The organism is Sulfitobacter sp., assembly GCF_036960155.1.
GTDB lineage: Bacteria > Pseudomonadota > Alphaproteobacteria > Rhodobacterales > Rhodobacteraceae > Sulfitobacter.
Map to the genome: position 1 here is coordinate 1,063,229 of NZ_JBALWB010000001.1, position 17,099 is coordinate 1,080,327.

Here is a 17,099-nt window from a genome sequence, read left to right on the forward strand (position 1 = left end):
GCAACAAGATCAGGATCAAGCGCATGACCGAGAATACAACCCACTTTGGTGCCCAGACTATCCTAGAGGATGAAAAGGCGGGCAAGGTTCGCAGTCTTTTTACGGATGTTGCCAACAAATATGACGTTATGAATGACGTGATGAGCATGGGCATCCACCGCATCTGGAAAGAAGCGATGATGGATTGGCTCGCCCCGCGCCCGGGTCAAAAGCTGCTAGATGTAGCGGGTGGTACGGGTGACGTGTCGTTCAAATTCCTCAAACGCGCTGGCCAAGGCCATGCAACGGTATGTGACCTGACTGAGGGAATGCTGATCGAAGGGCGTAAGCGCGCCGAGGCCGAAGCCATGCAAGACAGTCTTGATTGGGTTGTTGGCGATGCAATGGACCTGCCGTTTGAGGACAGTACTTTTGATGTTTACACAATTTCTTTTGGCATCCGGAATGTTACGCGCCCTCAGGTTGCTTTGAATGAAGCGTATCGTGTGCTCAAACCTGGTGGTCGTCTGATGGTGTTGGAGTTCTCCCAACTGCCCAATCCGATGATGCAAAAGGCGTATGACCTCTACAGCTTTAATGTGATTCCGCAGATGGGCCACATGATCGCCAATGACCGCGACAGCTATCAATACCTCGTTGAATCGATACGCAATTTTCCTGATCAGGAGACATTCCTTGGAATGGTGCGTACTGCAGGATTTGAGAACGCCAAGTACCGCAATATGACGATGGGTATTGCGGCGCTTCATTCCGGTTGGAAAATCTAAATGCGCGGTATTCACAATATCTGGCGATTGATCCGTACTGGTGCCACGCTAGAGCGGACCGGCGCGATGAACTTTGTTCTGGACGCATTTGAGGCACCTAAAGCTGTGCGTGTTGTTGCGAAGGCTTTGGCCATTCCGTTCAAGCCGCTGGGCTACAAGGGCGATCCAAATCTAAAGCCGGCCACGCGCGCGCTGACGGCGCTGGGCCCAGCCTATATCAAATTTGGTCAAATTCTTTCGACCCGTCCTGATGTTGTCGGTGACGAAATGGCGCTGCAGCTGCGGGTTCTTCAGGACCAGTTGCCGCCGTTCGACACAAAGGCGGCCAAGGCCGAAGTCGAAAAAGAGCTAGGCCGATCTATCAACAGTATGTTTTCTGAATTCAGCGAACCCGTGGCAGCCGCATCCATTGCGCAGGTGCACAAAGCGCGACTGATCAGCACAGGCGAAGATGTTGCTGTAAAGGTCCTGCGCCCGGGTATCGAAAAAGCATTCCAAAAGGATGTCGACGCGTTCTACCTCGCCGCACGGATGGTTGAGCTGTTTTCGCCTGGCTCCCGCCGTTTGCGCCCTATGGATGTGATCGAACACTTTGATGGCGTTGTTCAGGGAGAGTTAGACCTACGTCTCGAATCCTCTGCTGCATCGGAATACGCGGCGAACACCAAAGATGACGCCGGATTTGAATTGCCCGAGATCAAATGGGACTATTCTGCCCGTCGTGTCATGACCCTTGGCTGGGCCGAGGGTGTGTCTTTGGGTGATAATGACGCGATTGACGCGATTGGCGTTGATCGGGTTGAGCTGTCCGAGCGTATCCTTGCGTTGTTCCTGCAACACGCTTTGCGCGATGGTTTCTTCCACGGTGATATGCATCAGGGGAACCTGAAGGTTGCAGAAAATGGCAACCTCATTGCGCTTGATTTTGGCATCATGGGCCACATCGATGAATACACCCGCCGCGTTTACGCAGAAATTCTTTATGGGTTTATCCGTAAGGATTACAAACGCGTGGCCGAGGTGCATTTTGAAGCGGGTTATGTGCCTGCGGATAAGGATGTCGATGAATTTGCGCGGGCATTGCGTGCCGTAGGTGAGCCAATTTTTGGTATGGATGCAGACCACATTTCGATGGCGCGCCTGCTTGCATATCTTTTTGAAGTAACTGAGCGTTTTGGCATGGAAACACGTACCGAGCTGATCTTGCTTCAGCGGACAATGGTTGTGGTGGAAGGGGTTGCGCGTTCGCTTAACCCTCAGATGAATATTTGGCAGGTCGCAGCGCCGATTGTAACGAATTACATCACAAAATCCATTGGCCCAAAGGCGATCTTTAGTGACCTTGCCAAAACGGCGCGTGTATTGTCGCGATTTGGCCCACGTTTACCTGCCTTGGTTGAGGCCGCATTGATCCGTCAAAGCGATACGTTGCCTCCATCACCCAAGCCGTTCAAGCGGTACATTGTGCTTGCAGCTGTTCTGGGCGCGGGTGCGGCGACAGGCATAATCGCAATTTTTGGCGCGTTGGGTTAGTCTTTTTTCCCCAGCAGAAAACCAATAGCAAAGGGCCGATACTTAACGCATCGGCCCTTTGCTAAGTTCGAAGTCAGATCCGTTCGATTGCCAGTGCGATACCCTGACCACCACCGATGCACATTGTAATCAACGCGCGCTTACCGTTGGTCCGCTGCAATTCGTACAAGGCTTTCACGGTGATGATCGCTCCGGTTGCGCCCACCGGGTGGCCTAGGGCAATTGCCCCGCCATTCGGGTTTACACGTGCTGGATCAAAGCCAAGCTCCTTGCTTACGGCCAAAGCCTGAGACGCAAAGGCTTCGTTGCTTTCGATCACATCAAAGTCGCCAGCGCTTAGGCCCGTCTTTTTCAATAGTTTTGTTACCGCTGGAATAGGACCAATGCCCATCACCTCAGGACGCACGCCAGCATGGGCATAGCCAATAATGCGCGCGAGGGGTTTCAGCCCTTTGGCTTCGGCGGAAGAGGCGCGCGCAAGAACAAGTGCAGCAGCGCCATCATTGATGCCAGATGCATTGCCTGCAGTGACCGAGCCATCCTTTTGAAAGACAGGACGTAAGCCAGCCAATTTGTCCAACGTGGTTGCCTTGGGATGTTCATCTACTTCAAAGGCAACAGTTTCGCGGCCTTTGCGTACTTGGACAGGGACGATTTGCTCAGCAAAATACCCTGCTTCAATAGCGGCTGCTGCGCGTTCTTGGGACAGCATGGCAAAGGCGTCTTGTTCCGCGCGGGTGACATCATGTTCGCCCGCTACGTTTTCTGCTGTGATGCCCATGTGGCCCGTGCCGAATGGGCAGTTCAACGTGCCCAACAGCATATCAAGGGAGGCGACATCGCCCATCTTTTGACCCCAACGCGCGGCGGGTAGAATATAGGGCGCGCGGCTCATGCTTTCTGCGCCGCCAGCCAGTGCGAATTCCGCATCACCCAACATAAGGGATTGCACAGCAGAGATGATCGCCTGAACGCCAGAACCACACAGGCGGTTCACGTTCATTGCGGGGACTGCGTCTGGCACACCTGCTTCCATAGCGGCAACACGGCTAAGGTACATATCGCGCGGCTCGGTGTTGATGACATTGCCGAACATAACATGCCCGATCTCTGCACCCTCTACACCAGCACGAGCCAATGCTTCGCGTGCCACGGTTGCACCCAATGTGGTGGTCGGCGTGCCAGCCAAAGCGCCGCCAAATGTGCCGATGGCTGTGCGGGCACCGCTTAGGATTACGATATCATCTGACATATTCTCTCTCCCGAATGAATTTGGGATAGCTTAATTTGCTTGCCCACAGTTGTCAGGCGATACGTCCCGTCAGATTTATGGCCAGTGTGCCGAAATAAAGGTATGAATCGCAGGATGTATTCTGAAGACAGTTTTCACACGCTAAGTACCTATGGTCGTTTGGCTGTCGTGGCGGTTTCGCTGGGGATGTTTACCGCGCTCTTTGCACTTGGTTATGTGTTGATGAGCGCGCGCAAGGGCCCCGCGCGTATCGCCTTCGGGATGTTTCTGTTTTGGGTTTTTGTGTGGTTGTCGCCGCAAGTGTATTATGCGCTTTACCAATTTCTTTTTGAGGGGCTGCCGCGCCAATGGGTTGTCGGCCCCCCACCCATGCTGGACGAGTTGGTTCGTCTGATAACTTTTTCAGGTCGCCAGACGTTGTCCGCGCATGGGAAGGGAGTTTTGTTTTGGGCGCTTGTGTTTCTCAGTTGGCGTTTACGTCTGAAGGCACCAAAGGCACCCGCCCCTGATCCGTAATCGACCAACACTCACGGCCTTCAAAAATAACAGCTGCCAATGGTTTACCGTATCCAGCACCTGCATCAACATTCACGCGGTTGCCATAGTGCGTGGCAGCCTCAATAGGGGTATGGCCATGAACAATCAGTTTGCCGTGGTCACGCGTATCAACATGGAACTCTTTGCGAATCCACAACAGGTCTTCTTCGTCTTGTTCACCTAATGGCACGCCAGGGCGAATGCCCGCATGTGCAAAGAATAGATCATCAGTCTCATAGCTGTGGGCAAGGCTGTTCAGGAAATCAACGTGTGCCTGCGGAACAGCGGCTTTCGCCAGCGCATGTACTGCGGTTTGGCGGTCGGTCTCTTTCATTTCGACACCATATGAGGCCATCGTCGTATCCCCGCCCAAACGGCTGTGAAGCCAATATATGTACACAGGTAGGTAGGCATCGTGATGGGGATAATCGCGCATGAACCAACTGAACATGCGGTCATGGTTACCTTTCAGGCAGCGCCAAGGTTTCCCAGCAGCCAAGCCTTGGATCAACACATCAAGCACGCCAGCTGAATTTGGCCCACGGTCAGTATAATCCCCGATAAACACGATCTCGGCATCGGGTCCGCCGTCAGCCTCAATAAGGGAGAGAACGCGGATCAGTTCAGCGTGTTGTCCGTGGATGTCGCCGATGGCATAAATAGGCTTGGTCATGTGCTCTCCAATGAAAAAGGCGCAGCCCCGTCAGAGTTGCGCCTTTCAGTTAATCTATCGATACGCTTAGGCGACGTCGAATTCCAGCAACTTGATCTGGTTGAACAGGCCTGTCTCATGCAGCTTTTTCACAACGGGCGCAGGGATCTGCTCGTCAACGTAAAGCAGCGCAATCGCTTCGCCCTTCACATCAGCACGTCCAAGCGTAAAGTTCGCGATGTTTACGCCGTTTTCGCCCATGGTCTGGCCAAGTGTACCGATGATGCCCGGAACATCTTCGTTGGTTGTGTAGACCATGTGTTGGCCAACTTCGGCATCGATGTTGATGCCTTTGATCTGGATAAAGCGCGGCTTGCCATCCGAGAAAACAGTGCCCGCGATGGAGCGTTCCCGTTTGTCCGTAACAACGGTCACTTTGATGTAGCCGTCAAAGGCGCCGGACTTGTCCTGATTTGTCGTAGAAATCTGGATGCCTTTTTCCTTTGCAACAACAGGTGCAGATACCATGTTCACGTCAGGGTTGGCGCGCTTCATGATGCCTGCAACAACGCCACAGTTCAGTGCATCAAGGTTCATTTCGGAAACAACACCGTCATACAGGATGTTGATTGCTTTGATCGGCTCATCAGTGAGCTGACCAATGAAGGAACCGAGGTGACCGGATAGCTTGAGCCATGGACCCATTACCTGTGCTTCTTCGGCAGTAACTGACGGCATGTTGAGCGCGTTGCTCACGGCGCCAGTCAGTAAGAAGTCAGCCATTTGGTCGGCCACTTGCAGCGCTACGTTTTCCTGTGCTTCGGTTGTTGCGGCACCAAGGTGCGGTGTGCAGACAACGTTAGGCAGATCAAACAGTGGGTTTTCGTTGGCAGGTTCGACTTTAAACACGTCAAACGCTGCACCAGCAACGTGACCGGATTTCAGCATGTCAGCCAGCGCTTCTTCGTCGACCAAACCGCCGCGTGCACAGTTGATGATGCGAACGCCTTTTTTGGTTTTCGCAAGGTTCTCACGGCTGAGGATGTTTGCTGTCTGGTCCGTAAATGGAACGTGCAGCGTGATGAAATCAGCGCGTGCAAGAAGTTCCTCGAGCTCAACCTTCTCAACGCCCATTTTCGCAGCTTTTTCTTCACCCAAGAAGGGGTCATAGGCCACAACTTTCATTTTCAGGCCACGTGCGCGATCACAAACGATGCCACCAATGTTGCCTGCACCAATCACGCCCAGTGTTTTGCCTGTCAGCTCAACACCCATAAATTTGGATTTTTCCCATTTCCCGGCATGGGTAGAGGCGGATGCCTCAGGGATTTGACGTGCCACTGCGAACATCATCGCGATGGCGTGCTCGGCTGTGGTGATCATGTTGCCGAAAGGCGTGTTCATGACGATCACACCCTTTTTGGATGCGGCGTCTTTGTCGATGTTGTCTGTACCGATACCAGCGCGGCCAATAACCTTGAGGTTGGTGGCAGCCGCGATGATTTTCTCGGTGGCTTTGGTGGCAGAGCGGATGGCAAGGCCATCATAGTTGCCGATGATTTCGAGCAGTTTGTCTTTGTCTTTGCCCAATGTCGGTTGGAAATCCACGTCGATGCCGCGGTCTTTGAATATTTGAACAGCTGCTTCGCTGAGGCTGTCGGAGATGAGTACTTTAGGCGCCATGATTGAGGTCCTTTAAATGGAATAGGGGATGTGCGTGAAGGAGCGTGCCCTACGGATCAACCGCAGGGCACGAGTGTTTCACGCAATTATGCGTTGAGTTCAGCGTTGAATGCGTAATCGAGCCACGGAAGCATGGCTTCGATATCGCTTGTCTCGACGGTGGCACCACACCAGATGCGCAGGCCAGCTGGCGCGTCACGGTATGCGCCGATGTCGAGAGCGATGTTTTCATCCGACAAACGCTTTGCAACGGCTTTGGCGAATGCAGGGCCATCGGTGATGCGTGCGTCGTTGAACTTGAGACATACAGACGTGTTGGAGCGTGTCGCAGGATCAACCGCGAGGAATTCGATCCAGTCGTGTGTTTCAACAAATGCTGTAACCGCTGCAGTGTTTGCATCGGCACGTGCGATCATGCCATTCAGGCCACCAACTGATTTCGCCCAATCAAGCGCAAACAGGTAGTCTTCGACACACAGCATGGAAGGTGTGTTGATCGTTGCACCAGTAAATATACCGTCGATCAGTTTGCCACCTTTGGTCAAGCGGAAAATCTTTGGCAGGGGCCATGCAGGAGTGTAGCTTTCCAGTCGCTCAACAGCACGCGGAGACAGGATCAGCATGCCATGAGCAGCTTCGCCGCCTAACGCTTTTTGCCAGCTGAATGTTGTGACGTCCAAGCGATCCCATGGCAGGTCCATGGCGAAAGCAGCGGATGTTGCGTCGCACAGTGTTAGGCCAGCGCGGTCGGCAGGAATATCAAACGCGGCTGGCACACGGACGCCAGATGTGGTGCCGTTATACGTAAAGCAAACATCGTTATCAAAGTTCACACCGTCTAGATCGACGATCTCACCGTAGGGCGCGGTTTTTTCGGTCGCGTCAATCTTAAGCTGTTTCAGCGCGTCGGTAACCCAACCAGAACCAAAGCTCTCCCAAGCGAGCATCTCAACGTGACGTTCACCCAGAAGGTTCCACATTGCCATTTCATATGCGCCAGTGTCGGAGGCGGGTACGATGCCGATCTTGTAATCAGCAGGTACACCGAGAACCTCTCGGGTTGTCTCGATTGCGGCCAGCAGTTTTGCTTTGCCGGGCGCGGCGCGGTGGCTGCGGCCCAAAGGCGCGTCAGACAGTTTTGCCAATTCAAATGTGGGGGGTTTGGCACAGGGGCCAGAAGAAAAACGCGGATTTGCCGGCCGCGTGGTCGGTTGCTGAGTAGCCATTGATGCTATCCTTACAGATAATTGCCCTTCGTTGGGGAAGGGTGTCCCACCTGACGACATACGGAAGCCCAGTAAAAACAGCAACAGGCAAAAACGGATGCTTTGTCGCAATTGTAGCCATGATCGATGTGATACCGGAACGCATGTTTCCGATGGGCGGAAAAGCGACGCAGCTGAAGCATCGAGGATGTGAGAAGAAGGCGGTCGTTACGGCATCCAAATGCGCCCTGTTTCTTAGTTTCCAAATGTGATCTTCTTGTAACTGCTTAGTTAGTATAAATTTTTGATAGGTGCCCAATAGTGCTTCGAAACCTGAGAATCCCGATAAAGTTCCCTCTCGTTATTATTTGCTTTGCCCTGATCTCTGCCCTTGTTATGGGCGCTACCGTCTATCGAAGTGCTGTCTCTGTAGTGAAACAGCAATCTACTGAAAAGCTTGTATCGCTGCTAGAATCTCGAACAACAACCTTGAACAGGCACTTCACTAGTATCGAAAATAGCCTGTTGTTCCATGCGCGAAGCGATCTTGTTGTTGATGCATTGCAGGAATTTCAAACATCATGGGATCAAATCGATGGGTCGCCAAAAACGTATCTTCAAAGGCACTATATTGACCTCAACCCATTCTCTATCGGGCAGGAGTTTGGTCTTTTAACGGCCGAAGATGGATCACAGTACAGCGCCAGTCACCGCAGGTTTCACTCGCCTTTTGTTAGTTTGGTAGGAACCGACCAATTTCATGACATCCTTATGATCTCCCCCAGGGGAGATATTATTTACACAGTTAAAAAAGAAAGCGATTTCGCGGCCAATGTTTCGGACAGGCCTGACATGTTATCGCTTGCCGATCTTTTTGAGCGCATAAATCAGGTGCAGTCTCTTAGTGATCAGCCGCGCGCGCTTTTGGCCTTTTCTGATTTCACCCATTATGGGCCTAGCAACCGGCAGTTAGCTGGCTTTGTCGCATCACCAGTGTTCGACGAAAATGCCAAGTACTTGGGTGTTTTGGCATTTCAGATCTCTATCGAGGCCATCAACGCTATCATGCATGTTAAGGCGGGAATGGGTGAGACTGGCGAAATTTATCTTGTTGGTTCGGATAACTTGATGCGCAGTGACTCCCGATTTATCGGAAGCCGCAGCATTCTTTCAACAACCGTAGATACGTCCTCAGTTGAATTTGCATTTGAAGGCAGAGACGGCGTTCATTTTGTTGAAGACTACCGTGGTATTCCCGTGCTGTCCGCCTTTACGCAGGTTGATATTATGGGAGTGAATTGGGCGGTTCTTGCAGAGATGGATAGGCAAGAAGTGTTGGCGCCAGTATATGACTTGGCGCTTTTTCTCATTTTGGCGGGCATTGCGGTGATACTTGCCGTCACCATTTTAGGATACCTCCTTGCTACGGATCTTTCTCATCCAATAGTAACGATGACGGGTGTGCTAAATAGTCTGGCCAAGAACGACCTGAATGTGAACGTTTCCGTGGCTGAGCGTAGGGACGAGATTGGTCAAATGGCCAACGCTCTTGTTGAATTCAAAGAACTGGCCATTGAACGGGAACAGCTTAAGCAAGAGCTCATTCATATGTCCCAACATGATAGTTTGACCGGATTACCAAACCGCAGTTACGCCGTTAGCTTTTTGGACGATATCGTCCGTCAAAGTACAGATTCTGGTCGTGAGTTCGCGGTAATCTTTGCTGACCTTGATGGGTTTAAACAAATCAACGATTTGCTGGGGCACGGCATTGGGGATCAGGTTCTTACAGAGTTGGGCAATAGATTTCGCTATCTCATGCAGGGCCGTGACATGCCCTGCCGCCTAGGTGGTGATGAATTTTGCTTTATTCTACCGGACCGAAGTACCACCGAAGAATGTGAGCGGCTTGCGAAGAAGCTGTTAGAGGCTTGCCATGGTTTGTTTACCCTTGCGGACCATGACTGCAAAATACGCATGAGCATTGGGGTCGCACTGTTCCCAGCCCACAGCAATTCAGCGAGTGGCATCATGAATGCTGCAGACTTAGCGATGTATCAAGCTAAGAAGGGTGGCAAGAATTCCTACGTTTGGGCTACGCTACAACCGGATGGGGCAAGTGACGCTGATCAATCAGCGGTCTAAATTCATGTACGGGACAGATGATCGCCAGGTAACTGCATTGATCCGGGCTGACCTGCTGTTGCATCTCGGCCATTGCCCTCTGGCACACGAACGTATTCGACGGTAAAACGCCGCTTAATAGCTTTTTTGCGACGTCCCTGCTGCTGATCGGAAACTTGAATATGTATACAGCCGTTCTTCTTACTGCGCCAACCGCGCGTAATCTTGATCCTGCCCTAGTTGAATCATTGCGTAATGCTTGGGGCGGTGGGGATGCTGTATGGCTTAGTCCGGATGAAGCGGCAGAGTTTTCGCTAGGCGTGATGCCAGACAACCTTTGGGAGGTTTGGGAAACCTGTCAAAGCATGGGTGTTGACCTGGTTATTGTCCCGACTGAGGCGCGCCGCAAAAAGATGCTGCTCGCAGACATGGACAGCACCATGATCCAGCAGGAATGCATTGATGAACTGGCTGATGAGGCTGGTGTTGGTGAACGTGTCAAAGACATCACCGCACGCGCTATGAACGGTGAACTGGATTTTGACGGTGCGTTGAACGAGCGGGTGGGCCTTTTGAAAGGTTTGCCTGAAGGTGTGATTGCAAAAGTGCTGGATGAACGGATCACGTTGATGCCCGGTGGTAAAGTTCTGCTCGCGACAATGAAATCACAGGGCGCTTATGCTGCGCTGGTTTCGGGTGGTTTTACCGCATTCACCGCGCAAGTAGCGGGGCAGTTGGGATTTGACGAAAACCGCGCCAATACTTTGTTGCTCGCAGATGGCGCGTTAACTGGAGAGGTCGGGATGCCGATCCTTGGAAAGCAGGCTAAGATCGATGCCCTTGAAGAGATCACAGCGCGGTTAGGAATAACTGAGGATGATGTGATCGCGGTTGGCGATGGTGCCAATGATCTGGGGATGTTGACGCTGGCGGGCATGGGTGTTGCCCTTCACGCAAAACCATCTGTTGCTGCTCAGTGTAATGTGCGGATCAATTTTGGCGACCTGACTGCACTCTTGTTTGTGCAAGGATACAGTCAGGTAGATTTTGCTAGCTAGGCAGCTATTACAGCAAGCCAGCAGCGGGTTTCAGAACGCCCGTAACCAATCCATCCCAGTTTTTGATTGGAGCGTTGATCCGTTTGAGCGTTGCAGGATGGTTTGCATCCAACACACCCAGACGGACAAGCAGCGCGGCAATTGCGGCTTCGGCTGCTCTGCTTGTGCCACAAGCTGCTTTGAGCGCGATACCCAAGCCCTTTTCAGGTAAGATCGCGATGAAAAAGCCTTCTGCACCCGTTTTCAATGCGACCTTGCCATCACAGGCCTTCATCAATTCGGTGCAGGCACGTCCTTCACCTGCAACCAATTCAGGGTGCAGCCGCATCGCTTGGTGTAGGCGGGCCTCTGGGCTGTCATCAGATGCGGCAGCAAAATGGGCCATAGCACGAGCAACACCGTGCAATGTGGCGGCGTAATTCGGTGCCGAGCAGCCGTCGATGCCAAAGCCCGGGCTTGTTTGTTGCGTCACATCCTCAAACGCCTCAAGGCAGGCGCGTTGAACGGGGTGATCTGGATTGGTGTAATCTGGACCACCTTCCAAATGTTTGGTGAGCGTCAAGAATCCTGCATGCTTGCCTGAACAGTTGTTGTGAATGCGGCAAGGTTTTTCATGGGCGCGGATTTGCGCTTCCATCACTGCTCGGTCACGTGACTCTTCGGTGCCACAGCGAAAATCGTCATCTCCTAGCCCGAGGCCCTTCAGCCAATCGCCAACACTATCAACATGAATTTGTGCGCCTTGGTGCGATGCACACGCCAAGGCCAATTGCCGCGTTGTCAGACCAAAAGCATCGGCAGCACCGGAACGAACCAAAGGCAATGCTTGGATCATTTTCGAAGAGCTTCGTGGCAAAACAACAAGATCAGGATTACCCCAAGCATCAACAATTTGGCCAGTAGCATCGCAAATAACGGCATGCCCGGAATGGACACTTTCCAGAAATGGGCCACGCCAAATTTCGGCAAACGGTGCGGGAGCTGTCATAGTAGGTTCCTTTTAACAGTTTTTATGGGCGAAAACCTGCCAATGCGGGGTTTCGCCACTCGCGTCTTTCGCGCTATGGTGCTTGGTGTCGAGAAGAACGTAAACCATAGCAATAGAATGGCCCATTCAAAAGCGGTCACAGCGTGGATTTGCATTATATGTTGAGGCAACAAGACGGCTGGAGATTTGGATAGATGGCATTTTTGAAAACGGGTGTATGTGCTGCACTGATGGCAGGTTTGATTGCCGGCGGCGCTTGGGCGCAAAGCCAGAGCAGTAACCGTGTCGCGGCAAAAACCGACTGGAGCGTATTCGTTGAGGATAACCCAACCGAATGTTGGGGCGTTTCAACACCCAAGGAAACCGTGAACTCGCGCGATGGGCGTGTTGTTGCTGTGAACCGTGGCCAAATTTTGCTGATGGTGTTTTATCGCCCCAGCGCTGGCGCCAAAGGGCAGGTTGCCTTTACGGGTGGTTATCCATTCGCCAGCGGCTCTACTGTTAATTTGGATATTTCGGGTTCAACGTTTGAGTTGTTCACCGAAGGTGAGTGGGCGTGGCCTGCGACTACATCGGACGATAACAAGATCATCACTGCGATGAAGCGTGGCGCAGATGCTAAGCTGACAGGCCGTTCCGGTCGCGGCACAAGAACCGAAGATACCTTTTCCCTGCTAGGCTTTACTGCAGCGGTTGAGGATGCGGCCAAACGCTGCGGCGGCTAAAACGACCCATAGAATTTATGCAGCTCTGCCCATCCTTGGGCGGGGCTGTTTTCATTTTATGTACAGAGCACCTATATAGCACCCAACCCCTCATAGGATTCGCCTCATGTCTGCACCAATTACCCAAGACGTTCACACCATCCCGCGCAAGCTACCAGAAGGTCCACAGAACCTTGTTGGCCTGACTCGGGATGCAATGCGTGATGCGCTGATCGCTATTGGAACGCCAGAAAAACAGGCCAAGATGCGGGTCGGCCAAATTTGGCAATGGATCTACAATTGGGGTGTGCGCGACTTTGAGGCCATGACAAACCTCAGCAAAACCTTCCGCGCTGAACTGGCCGAGCATTTTGTTGTTGAAGTGCCAGAGGTGGTGACCAAACAAGTTAGCACAGACGGCACGCGCAAATATCTGGTGCGGATTGCAGGCGGTCATGAGGTTGAGGTGGTCTATATCCCCGAGGCTGATCGCGGCACGTTGTGCGTGAGTTCGCAGGTTGGATGCACGCTGACCTGTTCGTTCTGTCACACAGGAACGCAAAAATTGGTGCGTAACCTCACCGCTGGGGAAATCATTGGCCAGGTTATGGTTGCCCGTGATGATCTGGATGAATGGCCCAAAAGCGGCACGCGCACTTATGAAGCACGTCGGTTGTCCAACATCGTTTTGATGGGCATGGGCGAGCCGCTGTATAATTTCGAAAACGTGCGGGACGCGATGAAGATCGCGATGGATCCAGAAGGCATCCAGCTGTCGCGCCGCCGTATTACCCTCAGCACATCGGGTGTTGTGCCAGAGATCGCACGTACCGCTGCAGAAATTGGCTGCCAATTGGCTGTATCCTTCCACGCAACAACTGACGAAGTTCGCGATACGCTTGTTCCAATCAACAAGCGCTGGAACATCGAAGCATTGCTGGACGTATTGCGCGAATACCCAAAGGTCTCAAATTCCGAACGGATCACGTTTGAATATGTGATGTTGCACGGAATCAATGACAGCGACGAAGACGCCCACCGTCTGATGAAGTTGATCGAAGGTATTCCCGCCAAGATCAACCTGATCCCATTCAACGAATGGCCGGGTGCTCCGTATACGCGGTCTTCCAATAACCGTATCCGCGCGTTCTCGGACATTGTTCACAAGGCAGGTTATGCTTCCCCGATACGTAAACCTCGGGGTGAAGATATCATGGCCGCCTGCGGTCAGCTCAAGTCTGAGACCGAACGGGCACGTAAATCTCGCCGTCAGATCGAGGCCGAGGCAGGCGTGACACGCAGCTAGATAGTTTGCCGACGCTAGCCGCTTTGGTTGTTTGCAAATCAGATACAATTGAATCGTATTCGGGTGCGCAGCAGTTCGGGATTCGTGAATCGCGCATCCCGTTTTTTGGTCTTGGGTCAGGTTTTGTGGCGTCTTGTGCCTTTAGCTGCCCGTTGCGTATAGAAAAAGTGGATAAATTCCGGCCTCTGAGCAATGTGCAGGTATATTCAGGTACTCTTATGTGATGGTTTTCTATCCTATTGTATTTTAATGGAAAAATAACATTTTCTGCTGCGAACTTGCGTTGAAACACACCGCAAAGGGATGTCAAAAATGGATGATTCAGGCGTTTCTTCGTCCTTTTCTACCTTCAGGGGGCAAAAAACCAATCTTCGGCCACAATCGTATCCGATTCCTGACACTCTGCAGTACGAGACTGTTTCCTGAGAAGAGATAATCAGGAGAGAAACAATGTCGATCATTATCAAACAAGACGCCTTCGTCACCGATGAAGTCATGCAGATGGTTTCCCGCGAACGTGCAGTGGCCCTATCTGCCCGCGAATGGAAGCACCGCCTTGCTGGCTATGGCTATTCCATCCGCGATACAGACGATGGCAAACATGTCCTTGAGACACTGCCCCATCACGTCGCATTGTGTGAGCTGCCTCAAGAACTGTTTAACTGATTATCTGCCGGGGACACTTTCGCGTGCCGAAGGTTCGCCCCAGTTTTCAATCAGGTCTACCGCCTCTTGCGCCGTTTCTACAAAACGGAACAGATCAAGGTCTTCGGCAGAAATAGTACCCGCATCGGCAAGCGCATCCCAGTTGATGATGCTTTCCCAAAATTCGCGACCAAACAGCAGGAATGGCACACGCTGCATCCGGCCTGTCTGGATCAATGTGAGTGCTTCGAACGTTTCGTCCAAGGTGCCGAATCCACCGGGGAACACGCAGATCGCTTTTGCGCGCATCAAGAAATGCATTTTGCGTATCGCGAAATAGTGGAAGTTAAAGCACAGGTCTGGCGTTACGTATTCGTTTGGCGCCTGCTCAAACGGTAAAACAATGTTCAGGCCGATCGATACACCGTCGGCATCAACTGCGCCTCGGTTGCCCGCTTCCATTACACCGGGCCCGCCACCCGTCACCACGACATCCTCTTGTCCGCCGCTCTCTTTTGACTTTAGCGTCATCAGGCGCGCAAACTCGCGGGCTTCATCATAGAATCGCGACAAATCAGCCAACGTTTTAGTGCGAGCGGTATCCTTTTTCGCAGGTTCGGGAATGCGTGCGCCGCCAAATAGGACAATTGTTGATTTGACTCCGTATTCGTCCAACATCATTTCTGGTTTCAGTAATTCGAGCTGTAGGCGAACGGGACGCAGTTCGTCGCGACACATGAAATCAAAGTCATTGAACGCAAGTTTATAAGCTGGTGCTTGGGTTTGTGGCGTAATGGGAACGCCATCAGCCGCGTCACGGTCTGTATGGGCATCGCGTAATGGGTGTTTGGATTTGTTAGTCATTTAAGTCCTCGAAATTCTTAGTTCCGGCGCACAATGCACGTGATTGGCCGTATTGACTATGGCATTGTGCGTAAGTCCGCATGAGGGTGATTTTCGCAATCTTACTGTAGAGGGTCGGTCGTGAGGATTGCGTGGAAAGGCTGCTGCGCGTATAGCGCCAGCTAACAATTCTTTTTATACGGAGTTCCGACATGTCCAATGCACAGCTTGAAACAGCCATCGAGGCCGCGTGGGAAAACCGCGACAGCATCTCATCTGCCACCACTGGTGAACAGCGCGACGCGATTGAAGCAACGCTTGCCGCGCTTGATACGGGCAAGCTGCGCGTAGCGGAAAAGCAAGACAGCGGTGACTGGCATGTAAACCAGTGGGCCAAAAAGGCTGTTCTGTTGGGTTTTCGGATCAAGGACATGGAACACCACGAAGGCGGCCCACAAGGCGCTGGCTGGTGGGATAAAGTCGACAGTAAATTCAAAGGCTGGGGCGAGGCAGAGTGGAAAGAAGCGGGCTTTCGCGCCGTTCCAAACTGCGTAGTACGCAAGTCAGCTTATATCGCGCCGGGCGTTGTGTTGATGCCATCTTTTGTGAACATTGGTGCCTATGTGGACAGCGGAACCATGGTTGATGCATGGGCGACCGTCGGGTCCTGCGCGCAGATTGGTAAGAACGTACACTTGTCTGGTGGCGTAGGCATTGGCGGCGTGCTTGAGCCGATGCAGGCTGGTCCAACGATCATCGAAGATAACTGCTTTATCGGTGCGCGCTCAGAAGTTGTTGAGGGTTGCATCGTTCGCGAAGGATCAGTTTTGGGTATGGGCGTGTTCATCGGCCAATCAACCAAAATTCTAAACCGTGAAACAGGCGAAGTCACATACGGCGAAGTGCCATCAGGTTCGGTTGTTGTGGCTGGCTCCATGCCGTCCACAAACGGTGTTCACCTGTATTGCGCTGTCATCGTTAAGCGCGTTGATGAAAAGACACGCTCCAAAACATCTATCAATGAACTGCTGCGCGACTGATGCGGTTCTTTCTGCTCCTGCTGCTGGCTGCATTGGCAGTTCCAGCAGGGGCGGGACCCTACGATGGACGCTATCGGCCTGATCATTCGTCTGGCGACAGTTGGGATTGCAAAGATATCGGCAAGGATGGCGGTGCGGTTCTTCTGACTTCAAACGTGTTTTTCGCCTTGGGTAGCCGATGTACCCTGCGTGATCCGGTTGCAGTGAGTGGTATGGAAGCTACGCTATATGATGCGATCTGCCGTGCGGATGGTGCACCTTGGCATCGACGCATTATGATCATGAAGACCGAAACAGGCATTGCCGTGATCCAAAAAGGCGCACGCATCAGCATGTTGCGCAAATGCGAATAGGTCTGGGCTTTTCAAATCGGGAATGACCGTCTAGGTCTTCATTTCCCTTGAGCTAAGGCTATTTTGCTATGTCTGACGAAAAGAAACCTAAAAAACCCTCGCGCCAGCAGGTCTATACCTTGTTGGTTGAGATCGGCCGTAAGACCGGAGACGGCCTGCCGGAAAAGGCAACGGGCGCTGCGCTGATGTGTTTTGCGTCTGGCATCGACGAAGCAGAGGCCGTGCGTGAGACTGTTGCGATCCTCAAACAAGCGGACACCGCGCCGTTGGATGTGAGCGGATATGGCACATTAGCAGAGCGTGAAGCCGAAGGTCATGAGATTGACGAAGAAGAACGCGCATTGATGAAACGCGCGCTAGAAGAAAATTCGGTTATCGTGGCACAGATGACGCCGTTCTTTGACTAGCC

At 52.4% G+C, this 17,099-nt stretch carries 17 protein-coding genes; 11 read left to right on the forward strand and 6 right to left on the reverse strand.

The features are described from left to right. Window positions 1-23 precede the first annotated feature (23 nt). Window positions 24-767 carry a bifunctional demethylmenaquinone methyltransferase/2-methoxy-6-polyprenyl-1,4-benzoquinol methylase UbiE gene (ubiE, locus tag V7775_RS05325; RefSeq protein ID WP_335750813.1) on the forward strand — a complete coding sequence of 248 codons (744 nt, stop codon included), beginning with the start codon at window positions 24-26 and terminating at the stop codon, window positions 765-767. Next, window positions 768-2,300 carry a 2-polyprenylphenol 6-hydroxylase gene (ubiB, locus tag V7775_RS05330; RefSeq protein WP_335750814.1) on the forward strand — a complete coding sequence of 511 codons (1,533 nt, stop codon included), beginning with the start codon at window positions 768-770 and terminating at the stop codon, window positions 2,298-2,300. It abuts the gene before it with no gap. 73 nt (window positions 2,301-2,373) lie between these two features. Here the strand turns inward: ubiB and V7775_RS05335 are convergent, their stop codons facing one another. Continuing rightward, complete coding sequence (locus tag V7775_RS05335) at window positions 2,374-3,552, reverse strand: acetyl-CoA C-acyltransferase family protein (RefSeq protein ID WP_335750815.1); 1,179 nt, start codon at window positions 3,550-3,552, stop codon at window positions 2,374-2,376. Window positions 3,553-3,666: 114 nt separating this feature from the next. On the opposite strand from V7775_RS05335, the gene V7775_RS05340 reads away from it, so the two are divergent. Continuing rightward, window positions 3,667-4,068: a hypothetical protein gene (locus tag V7775_RS05340; protein ID WP_335750816.1), complete on the forward strand. Its 402-nt coding sequence runs from the start codon at window positions 3,667-3,669 to the stop codon at window positions 4,066-4,068. On the opposite strand, the gene V7775_RS05345 is transcribed toward V7775_RS05340, so the two are convergent. The 3 genes from V7775_RS05345 to V7775_RS05355 form a co-directional block, all read right to left on the reverse strand. Next, entirely contained in the window at window positions 4,016-4,762 is a 747-nt protein-coding gene (locus V7775_RS05345) for a metallophosphoesterase family protein (RefSeq protein ID WP_335750817.1), read from the reverse strand. The two genes, V7775_RS05340 and V7775_RS05345, sit on opposite strands and share 53 nt — an antisense overlap. 66 nt (window positions 4,763-4,828) lie before the next feature. After that, on the reverse strand, window positions 4,829-6,424 hold the full coding sequence (gene serA / locus V7775_RS05350) for a phosphoglycerate dehydrogenase (protein WP_335750818.1): 1,596 nt from the start codon (window positions 6,422-6,424) through the stop codon (window positions 4,829-4,831). 86 nt (window positions 6,425-6,510) lie between these two features. After that, window positions 6,511-7,650, reverse strand: a complete 1,140-nt coding sequence (locus tag V7775_RS05355) for a phosphoserine transaminase (RefSeq protein ID WP_335750819.1) — start codon at window positions 7,648-7,650, stop codon at window positions 6,511-6,513. Window positions 7,651-7,950: 300 nt separating this feature from the next. Here V7775_RS05355 and V7775_RS05360 point away from each other — a divergent pair, with 300 nt between their 5' ends. Together V7775_RS05360 and serB are read left to right on the forward strand one after the other, a co-directional pair. Next, on the forward strand, window positions 7,951-9,774 hold the full coding sequence (locus V7775_RS05360) for a diguanylate cyclase domain-containing protein (protein WP_335750820.1): 1,824 nt from the start codon (window positions 7,951-7,953) through the stop codon (window positions 9,772-9,774). 161 nt (window positions 9,775-9,935) lie between these two features. Further along, the gene (serB, locus tag V7775_RS05365) at window positions 9,936-10,811 is read left to right on the forward strand and encodes a phosphoserine phosphatase SerB (protein ID WP_335750821.1); all 876 of its coding nucleotides are present in this window, start codon (window positions 9,936-9,938) and stop codon (window positions 10,809-10,811) included. Window positions 10,812-10,818: 7 nt separating this feature from the next. On the opposite strand, the gene V7775_RS05370 is transcribed toward serB, so the two are convergent. Beyond that, the gene (locus V7775_RS05370; protein ID WP_335750822.1) at window positions 10,819-11,799 is read right to left on the reverse strand and encodes an asparaginase; all 981 of its coding nucleotides are present in this window, start codon (window positions 11,797-11,799) and stop codon (window positions 10,819-10,821) included. A 194-nt stretch (window positions 11,800-11,993) separates the two neighbouring features. Between V7775_RS05370 and V7775_RS05375 the strand changes: the two genes are divergently transcribed. The 3 genes from V7775_RS05375 to V7775_RS05385 all read left to right on the forward strand — a co-directional run bounded on the left by V7775_RS05375 (window position 11,994) and on the right by V7775_RS05385 (window position 14,475). After that, window positions 11,994-12,524, forward strand: coding sequence for an invasion associated locus B family protein (locus tag V7775_RS05375; protein WP_443070084.1), 531 nt, complete (start codon window positions 11,994-11,996; stop codon window positions 12,522-12,524). Between the two features lie 106 nt (window positions 12,525-12,630). Beyond that, entirely contained in the window at window positions 12,631-13,809 is a 1,179-nt protein-coding gene (rlmN, locus tag V7775_RS05380; protein WP_335750823.1) for a 23S rRNA (adenine(2503)-C(2))-methyltransferase RlmN, read from the forward strand. Between the two features lie 450 nt (window positions 13,810-14,259). Then, window positions 14,260-14,475, forward strand: coding sequence for a hypothetical protein (locus tag V7775_RS05385; protein ID WP_335750824.1), 216 nt, complete (start codon window positions 14,260-14,262; stop codon window positions 14,473-14,475). On the opposite strand, the gene V7775_RS05390 is transcribed toward V7775_RS05385, so the two are convergent. Continuing rightward, window positions 14,476-15,318: a TIGR00730 family Rossman fold protein gene (locus V7775_RS05390; RefSeq protein ID WP_335750825.1), complete on the reverse strand. Its 843-nt coding sequence runs from the start codon at window positions 15,316-15,318 to the stop codon at window positions 14,476-14,478. Window positions 15,319-15,509: 191 nt separating this feature from the next. Between V7775_RS05390 and dapD the strand changes: the two genes are divergently transcribed. From dapD to V7775_RS05405, 3 genes are all read left to right on the forward strand, one after another. Beyond that, complete coding sequence (gene dapD, locus V7775_RS05395) at window positions 15,510-16,337, forward strand: 2,3,4,5-tetrahydropyridine-2,6-dicarboxylate N-succinyltransferase (RefSeq protein ID WP_335750826.1); 828 nt, start codon at window positions 15,510-15,512, stop codon at window positions 16,335-16,337. After that, entirely contained in the window at window positions 16,337-16,690 is a 354-nt protein-coding gene (locus V7775_RS05400) for a hypothetical protein (RefSeq protein WP_335750827.1), read from the forward strand. The genes dapD and V7775_RS05400 overlap by 1 nt, the downstream gene beginning before the upstream one ends. Window positions 16,691-16,758: 68 nt before the next feature. Beyond that, on the forward strand, window positions 16,759-17,097 hold the full coding sequence (locus V7775_RS05405; protein ID WP_335750828.1) for a hypothetical protein: 339 nt from the start codon (window positions 16,759-16,761) through the stop codon (window positions 17,095-17,097). The last annotated feature ends 2 nt before the right edge of the window (window positions 17,098-17,099 follow it).